Source organism: Paraburkholderia sp. C35, from assembly GCF_003121405.1.
In the GTDB taxonomy this organism is placed as follows: domain Bacteria; phylum Pseudomonadota; class Gammaproteobacteria; order Burkholderiales; family Burkholderiaceae; genus Paraburkholderia.
Genome location: NZ_QBUY01000197.1, coordinates 1 through 7,124 on the forward strand (window position 1 = coordinate 1; position 7,124 = coordinate 7,124).

Annotated in this window: 8 protein-coding genes; 4 read left to right on the forward strand and 4 right to left on the reverse strand. The window is 62.8% G+C overall.

Annotation, left to right across the window (positions count from 1 at the left end; genetic code table 11):
• Nucleotides 1-152: 152 nt before the first annotated feature.
• Both DK391_RS43545 and DK391_RS43550 read right to left on the reverse strand, forming a co-directional pair.
• A complete protein-coding gene (locus DK391_RS43545) occupies nucleotides 153-1,439 on the reverse strand; it encodes an MFS transporter (RefSeq protein WP_109484194.1) in 1,287 nt (428 codons plus the stop codon).
• Nucleotides 1,436-2,458: a PRC-barrel domain-containing protein gene (locus DK391_RS43550; protein ID WP_109484195.1), complete on the reverse strand. Its 1,023-nt coding sequence runs from the start codon at nucleotides 2,456-2,458 to the stop codon at nucleotides 1,436-1,438. The genes DK391_RS43545 and DK391_RS43550 overlap by 4 nt, the downstream gene beginning before the upstream one ends.
• Before the next feature lie 596 nt (nucleotides 2,459-3,054).
• Between DK391_RS43550 and DK391_RS43555 the strand changes: the two genes are divergently transcribed.
• The 4 genes from DK391_RS43555 (at nucleotide 3,055) to DK391_RS43570 (ending at nucleotide 6,142) form a co-directional block, all read left to right on the forward strand.
• Complete coding sequence (locus tag DK391_RS43555) at nucleotides 3,055-4,452, forward strand: NCS2 family permease (RefSeq protein WP_109484196.1); 1,398 nt, start codon at nucleotides 3,055-3,057, stop codon at nucleotides 4,450-4,452.
• A 110-nt stretch (nucleotides 4,453-4,562) separates the two neighbouring features.
• Nucleotides 4,563-4,985, forward strand: a complete 423-nt coding sequence (locus tag DK391_RS43560) for a metalloregulator ArsR/SmtB family transcription factor (RefSeq protein WP_109484197.1) — start codon at nucleotides 4,563-4,565, stop codon at nucleotides 4,983-4,985.
• Nucleotides 4,892-5,320, forward strand: coding sequence for an SRPBCC domain-containing protein (locus DK391_RS43565; protein ID WP_109484198.1), 429 nt, complete (start codon nucleotides 4,892-4,894; stop codon nucleotides 5,318-5,320). The genes DK391_RS43560 and DK391_RS43565 overlap by 94 nt, the downstream gene beginning before the upstream one ends.
• Nucleotides 5,321-5,371: 51 nt before the next feature.
• The gene (locus DK391_RS43570) at nucleotides 5,372-6,142 is read left to right on the forward strand and encodes a thioredoxin family protein (RefSeq protein ID WP_109484199.1); all 771 of its coding nucleotides are present in this window, start codon (nucleotides 5,372-5,374) and stop codon (nucleotides 6,140-6,142) included.
• 47 nt (nucleotides 6,143-6,189) lie between these two features.
• On the opposite strand, the gene DK391_RS43575 is transcribed toward DK391_RS43570, so the two are convergent.
• Both DK391_RS43575 and DK391_RS43580 read right to left on the reverse strand, forming a co-directional pair.
• Entirely contained in the window at nucleotides 6,190-6,372 is a 183-nt protein-coding gene (locus DK391_RS43575; RefSeq protein WP_109484200.1) for a hypothetical protein, read from the reverse strand.
• A gap of 151 nt (nucleotides 6,373-6,523) precedes the next feature.
• Nucleotides 6,524-7,124: NAD-dependent epimerase/dehydratase family protein (locus DK391_RS43580; protein WP_343225481.1), on the reverse strand; the 601-nt coding region annotated here is incomplete at its 5' end.

Here is a 7,124-nt window from a genome sequence, read left to right on the forward strand (position 1 = left end):
GCGGTGTTAGCCCGCTTTCTTTTGCCTACTTTTCTTTGCGGCGGCAAAGAAAAGTAGGTGCCGCCCCGCACAGGGGCGACGCATGAAGCAGGCAAGACAAATCGCGGATGCCAGCGAAAGAAAGCCAAACCCACCCCAGCAGACAAGCCAGATTACTTAGCCCTCTTCAACCGAGCATCATCAGAAGAAGAGGAAGAGGAGGGTGCAGGCTCCTCCTGCTTACGCCCACCATCTGCCTCCCGCGTCTCCGGCATAGCCGCCCACACAAGCAGCACAGCCAGCGCGCCCGCCCCAGCGAGACCAAAAAAGCTGACAGCATTCCCAAACCGGTCAGCAATAAACCCGGCCACAGCAGTAGAAAGCGTCGCCCCAATCCCGGCAGCCAGACCAAACAGTCCGATAGTGAGGTTATACCGCCCCTTGCCGCCGGCGACATCGGCAGCGATCAAAGGCAGCATCACACCGAACACGGCAGCACTGATGCCATCGAGCATCTGCACAGGAACGAGCAGATAAGGGCTGCTACCCCCAGCAAACAACACCGCCCGCACAGGCAACGCAGAAAACCCGAGCAGCAGCACGGGCCGTCGCCCCCAGCGCTGCGCAGTGCGCCCAACCCACGGCGACAGCATCGCGACAATCGCCTGCGGCACGATGATGCAAGCCGCAATCACCAGCTGCACGTTGTCACCCATGCCGGCAGTCACTTCTCCCGCCGCCAGATTCAGCATCGCCGCATTCGAAAGATGGAACAGCACCACGCACGCCGCAAAAATCAGCAAGCGCTTGTCGCGCTGCAACTCGAAGATCGATTCCTTCTCTTCGTCGTCGCGCTCTTTCTTCGCAGGCGTGTGCGCAACAGGCTGCTGCTGATCGGGCATCGTGATCATCGACAAGGCGATCAACGCCGGCGCCGCCAGCACTGCCGTCAGCCAGAACACCGCGCGCGCCGAGAAGTACTCGCCAAAGAGGCCCATCAGCCCCGCGGCGACCGCGCTGCCTATCGATGCCCAGCGCGCATTGCGTCCGAGCCGGTCGCCGAGATCAGCGCGTCCCACCAGCGCGAACGAAATTGCCGCCATCGCCGGAACCAGCATGCAGCTGGCGAAGCCGTGGAACACTTCGGCCGCCATCACGGGCAGCACGGTCGGGCTGGCCGCGAGCAGCACCGCGCTCAGGATGATCGCGATGATCGCCCACGCGGCGGCGCCTTTCTTGTTGCGCAAGGCGTCGACGGCGGCACCGCCTGGCACCTGGCTCACCATCGCGCTGATGGTGCCCACGGAAAGCGCCAGCCCGATTTCGCCCTGCGTCCACTTGTGCGACGCAAGATACGAGGCGATGAACGGCCCGAACCCCGTCTGCACGTTGGCGACGAAGAAGTTGAGCCAGTCGAGGGCGCGAAGACTGCGTGCGTTGACCATAAGACGGCTCGTCATCGTGAAGTGCGTGCGGTTGATGCCGCCACAGCGGACGATGAAGGGCCAGCCGTCGCCGCCGAAGCGGGCGCTGGGGGAGGTGCGGGCGACACCGCGCGGATCGGCTTGTCCGCTTCATACGAGGGCGACGCCTTGATCTGCGCATCGTTGAGATCCATCAACGGATGCAGCGTCTTGTCCCTGGTCACGAAGCGCAGTGCCGACCAGTTCGCGACAATCGAGCGGCGATCCGGGCTGATGATGCCGCTCACGTCGAGCACGACAGCCTGCGGCTGCGCGTTCGCATCGATCAGCACGTCGATCACGCGGCCCACCTTGCCGCCGTTGGGACGCTCGACGTCGGTGTCCAGCATTTCGAGTTGCCCCGGCGGCACGGCGGGCGCTGCCGTCACGCCCGCCAGCGGCGTCGCCAGCGAGGCCGACGGCTTGGGCCGGTTGGCGGCCGCCAGCTGGTTCGGCGGCGTGGTGATGGTGATGGGCGCGCTCTTCGCGTTCGGCGTGAAGCGGAACGCCGTCCACGGGAAACCCATCTTGCGGTCGCCGATGCCGAGGAAACCCTGCAGGTTGACGATCATCTGGCGCGGCGTGCCGCTCGCGTCGGCCGTCATGTCGACGGCACGGCCGATCACCTTGCCGTCGGTTTTCTGTACTTCGCTGTCGAGCAGGCCGTGCGTCGCGTTGCGGTCGAGCGTGCGCGTCACGATGAGGGGCGCAGGAGCGGGCGGTGGAGGCGGCGGCGTTGGCGCGGCGACGGGCGGCGGCGGCTCCGGCTTGTGCGGCTTGACCACGGGCGGGCGCGGCTTCTTCGGCTCTTTCGGCTCAGGCGCCTCGGCGGGTTCCGGTTCGGAGGCCGGCTCGAGGGCGGGAACCACGAGCGGCGTCACCGTGGCTTCGGAGATGGGCGCAGGCGGCTGCTCGGTCGGTCCGAACAGGCTGCAGCCCGACATCATGGCGGCAAGGGCCGCAAAAACGGCCAATAGCAAAAGACGGAAGGCTGGACGTAGGAAACCGCCATTCATCAAGAGGGACTCCGTGGCCAGGGCGGCGGGCCGATGCAGGTGCTGTCGCAAACGACGATCCAGCGATTCATGCAGGCATCGAACGTCTCGCCGGCAATGCGTTAAAGGCATGGTTTGCCGGGATTTTAACCCGTGACGCCGCATGGCCCTCGTTTTGTCTGCGTTGATCTCGCGCGTGCGCGGGCTTCAACGCGCTTTCAGCAAGGCTTGCAGGGGCGCGCAATGCGTGCCGCAACCGTAGGTGTTAACACCCGGATCGGCGGCCCGCATTGCCGTGTGTCAAACGATATAAGCATTGCGACATGCGCGGCATGCTTTTATTGCGATAGGAGATATATTGGGATTCGCCTAACCTTCGCTTCAGCATAAAAAAACGGCGTGAAGGTTGTCGTGGGCTGGTGAAAACGGACCGCGATATCAGTCGATCGTCCGACGACGGTGTACCCGCCGTAACGAGGACGACGCGCACCCGAGCGCCAGATGGAACGCGCTGCCCAGCGCAGCATACCCACTACTCAAACTCAACGAGACGAACCTGATGACAGCGCGCCCAGCGAGGCGGCTGTTTCAGCATGCTGATAAAGGAGGCACTCATCATGATGGAACCCCAGGCCCAGAGCATCGCGGAAGCCGGGAGCGAGACGTTCGACGACACTCGCGACCAGCCAGCGGCGTTCATCGACCGATTCTTCGACATCACCGCGCGCGGCAGTACAGGGCGCCAGGAAATCCTCGCCGGCGTCACGACCTTTCTGGCGATGGTGTATTCCGTGTTCGTCGTGCCGGGCATGTTCGGCAAGGCGGGCTTCGATACCAGTGCAGTGTTCGTCGCCGTGTGTCTCACCACGGCATTCGGTTCGCTGCTGATGGGCATCTGGGCACGTCTGCCCATCGCAATCGGCTGCGCAATTTCGCTGACTGCTTTTACCGCATTCGGTCTCGTGCTCGGCAAGGGTCTGCAACCGAACGTCGCGCTCGGCGCGGTGTTTCTGATGGGCCTCGTGTTCACCGCGATCTCGGTGACGGGCGTGCGTTCGTGGATTCTGCGCAACCTCCCTGCGGGCGTGGCGCATGGCACCGGGATCGGCATCGGGCTCTTTCTGCTGCTGATCGCTGCCAATGACGTTGGCCTCGTCGTGAAGAATCCTGGGCCGGGATTGCCCGTTTCGCTGGGTCACATCACGTCGTTGCCGGTGCTGATGTCGGTGGGCGGGCTCGCCGCGATCTTCGGGCTGGTGCGCCGCCGCGTGCCGGGTTCGATCCTGATCGTGATCGTCGCGATTTCGGCGCTGGCGTTGCTGCTCGATCCGGCTGTCGCGTTTCATGGTGTGTTCGCGCTGCCTTCGCTGAGCGCGCCTGGCCATGCGTCGCTGATCGGCGCGATGGATATCAAGGGTGCGTTGTCGCTGGCGGTGCTGCCTAGCGTGCTGGCACTGGTGATGACGGCCGTGTTCGATGCGACGGGGACGATTCGTGCCGTCGCCGGGCAGGCCGGTCAACTCGATGAGAATGGCCGCATCATCAACGGTGGCCGTGCGTTGACGGCCGATTCGCTCAGCTCGATTTTCTCGGGCTTCATGGGCGGTGCACCGGCTGCTGCCTACATCGAATCGACCGTAGGCGTTGCGGCGGGTGCGAAGACGGGGCTGGCTGCCGCTGTCGTCGGTCTGCTGTTTCTGGTGGTGATGTTCTTCTCGCCGCTGGCCGCGCTGGTGCCTTCGTATGCGACTGCGCCTGCGCTGATGTACGTCGGGCTGTTGATGCTCTCCAGCGTCAGCAAGCTGCATATGGACGATATGGTCGATTCGATGTCCGGTCTCGTGTGCGCCGTGTTCATCGTGCTGACGGCCAATATCGTGACGGGCATCATGCTCGGCTTCTGCACGCTCGTGATTGGCCGCATCGTGAGCGGTGAATGGCGCAAGCTCAACGTCGGGACGGTGGCGATCGCTATCGTGCTGGCCGTGTTCTATCTGGGTGGCTGGGCTATCTGACGCTTTTTGTCTGCAACGCTCGAGGTGGTTTGCCCGAGCGTTTGCAGATATTCGCGAAAGCGTAACAACCCGACCTTGACACCGTCCTGCAGCGACCTACACTTAACCTCATGGTTAAGTTTGAAGACACTGCGCTGGACCGCACCTTCGCCGCGCTGGCCGATCCCACGCGCCGCGCGTTGCTGGTACGCCTGTCGGCAGGCGAACACCTGTCGGTCTCCGATCTGGCAGAGCCATTTGCCATGTCCCTGCCAGCCGTCATGAAGCACCTCGACGTGCTGGCCGACGCCGGCCTCATCACCCGCAACAAAACGGGCAGGACCGTCGCATGCCGCCTGTCGGCCGCGCCGATGGAGCAGGCCATGGCATGGCTGCAGCGCTATCAGCAGTTCTGGTCCGAAGCGCTCGATCAACTGGCTGCCTACGTGGAGGAGCCTGCATGTCCGCCCGCCCCAGTCTCACGCTCCAGCGACACATCACCGCCTCCCCGCAAAAAGTCTTCAGCGCGTGGACCGATCCGCAGCAAGTCGTGAAGTGGCTGCATCCGGGCGGCTGCGATGTGATCCTCTCGGAGATGGAGCTGAAAGCAGGCGGGCGCTTTCACATGATCATGCGTGCACCGGATGGCGAATTGCACGACGTGAGCGGCGTATTCCGCGAAGTCTCGCTCAACCAGAAACTCGTCTATAGCTGGGCCTTCCGCTCGACGCCTGAACGTGAGTCTCTCGTCACATTCTCGCTGCAAGCCGACGGCGACGGTACGTGGCTCACGCTCACGCACGAACAGTTCTTCGATAAAGCCGCGCGCGACGCGCATCGCGATGGATGGACGGAAGCACTCGACGGACTCGAACACTATTTCTCGTGAAGGCTGCCGTCGCATCGATACAGCGACCAGGCCGCGCAACCGGAGGAGCAGATGGAAGAGCACAAGATCGTTTCGCGCGAAGCATGGCAGGCCGCGCAGCGCGCGCATCTCGCAGAGGAAAAGGCGTTGACGCGCGCCCGTGATGCGCTAGTGAAAAAGCGTCAGGCGTTGCCGTGGATGAAGATCGACAAGTCCTATGCGTTCGATACGCAACACGGAAAGAAGACGCTTGCCGACCTGTTCGCTGGACGCAGCCAGTTAATCGTCTATCACTTCATGCTCGGGCCGGACTGGGAAGAGGGTTGCCCGGGTTGCTCGTTCCTGTCGGATCATATCGACGGCGCGCTCGTGCATCTCGCGCATCGCGATGTGACATACACCGCCGTCTCCCGTGCACCGCTCGACAAAATCGACGCCTATAAAAAGCGTATGGGCTGGCAGTTTCCGTGGGTATCGTCGTTTGACAGCGACTTCAATTTCGACTTCAACGTGTCGTTCACGCCGCAGCAGCAAGCGCAAGGCAAGGTCGTCTACAACTTTGAAACGCAGGATTACGCATGCGATGAACTACCCGGCATGAGCGTGTTTTACCGGAACGAAGCAGGCGATATTTTTCTGACGTTCTCGGCGTATGGACGCGGCGGTGAACCGCTGATCGGCACCTATACGCTGCTCGATTACGTGCCAAAAGGTCGCGACGAAGACGAGAGGAAGATGATGGGCTGGCTGCACCGTCACGATAGCTACGAAGACGGTGTGACGGGCACGACGCTAGCGCATGAGAAGCAGGGTGCCTGCTGTCATGAAGCAGCGCACAAGTGACGCGTTTCGACTCGCGCGTTTTTCGATCCGCGCTTTTCGCCCCGCGTTTACAGTGACATTTCGAACGCGGGCCTGAGAAACAGCTGGATGCCCATCACGATGAGACCCATTGCGCCCGAAGCGAGCGTCAGCGTGCCGTATTCGTCGTAGCGCGTGTCGTACAGGCACGCGACCACGAAAAGAATCGCGAGCAGGTTCGTCAGCCAGTCGAAGTTGAGTGCAAGCAGCATTGAATGATCCGGGCTCGTACCGAAAGATCGGGTTCTCGACGAACCCGACCGGACATCGCCGATTCTAGCGATGTGAGCTTACGGATAAGCAACAGCCTGGCTTACAACGGGTGCGCTGGCCAACGTTGCTGACGCGGTGTGGGAGCGCGCGTCAGGCGTCCTTCATCATGTCGTGTTCGATCCATTCGATCACCGACGTATGCGCCGGCTGCCAGCCGAGCAGTGTGCGGGCGCGTGTGCCGCGCACGCGGCTGTTCGAGCCGAGTCCATACGACGCCATTTCATAGCCCCATTCCCCGATCGCCTGATCGAGCGGCCAGTCTTGTGCCGGGCCGAGATGCATCGCCTTCGCGATCGCATCGGTCATCTCGCGGAACGACGCTTCGCCGCTTTCGACGAAATAGAACGTGCCCGCAGGGCTCTTGTCGAGCGCAAGGCGATACAGCTCGACCACGTCGTCGATGAACACGTTCGACCAGATGTTGCCGCCGCTGCCCACGTGCCGCACGATGCCGCTCTTTTGCGCCTGGCGCACGAGGCGCGGCAGTTGCACGCTGGCGCTGCCTTTCACTGCGCCATGTCCGTAGATCAGCGTGTTGCACAGCACGGATGAGCGGACGCCGCGCTTCGCCGCGTCGAGCACGAGGTTGTCGATTGCGACGCGCGGCGCTTTGTCGGCGGTCGGCTCGGGCAACGTGTCTTCCGTGTAGATCCTGTGTCGTATACACATCTCCGACCCCACGCGACCGGCG

What these genes read in the sequence shown, in the direction of transcription:
- DK391_RS43545 (WP_109484194.1), bottom strand. Translation starts at nt 1,439, where the DNA reads ATGACGAGCCGTCTTATGGTCAACGCACGCAGTCTTCGCGCCCTCGAC.
- DK391_RS43550 (WP_109484195.1), bottom strand. Translation starts at nt 2,458, where the DNA reads ATGAATGGCGGTTTCCTACGTCCAGCCTTCCGTCTTTTGCTATTGGCC.
- DK391_RS43555 (WP_109484196.1), top strand. Translation starts at nt 3,055, where the DNA reads ATGATGGAACCCCAGGCCCAGAGCATCGCGGAAGCCGGGAGCGAGACG.
- DK391_RS43560 (WP_109484197.1), top strand. Translation starts at nt 4,563, where the DNA reads ATGGTTAAGTTTGAAGACACTGCGCTGGACCGCACCTTCGCCGCGCTG.
- DK391_RS43565 (WP_109484198.1), top strand. Translation starts at nt 4,892, where the DNA reads ATGTCCGCCCGCCCCAGTCTCACGCTCCAGCGACACATCACCGCCTCC.
- DK391_RS43570 (WP_109484199.1), top strand. Translation starts at nt 5,372, where the DNA reads ATGGAAGAGCACAAGATCGTTTCGCGCGAAGCATGGCAGGCCGCGCAG.
- DK391_RS43575 (WP_109484200.1), bottom strand. Translation starts at nt 6,372, where the DNA reads ATGCTGCTTGCACTCAACTTCGACTGGCTGACGAACCTGCTCGCGATT.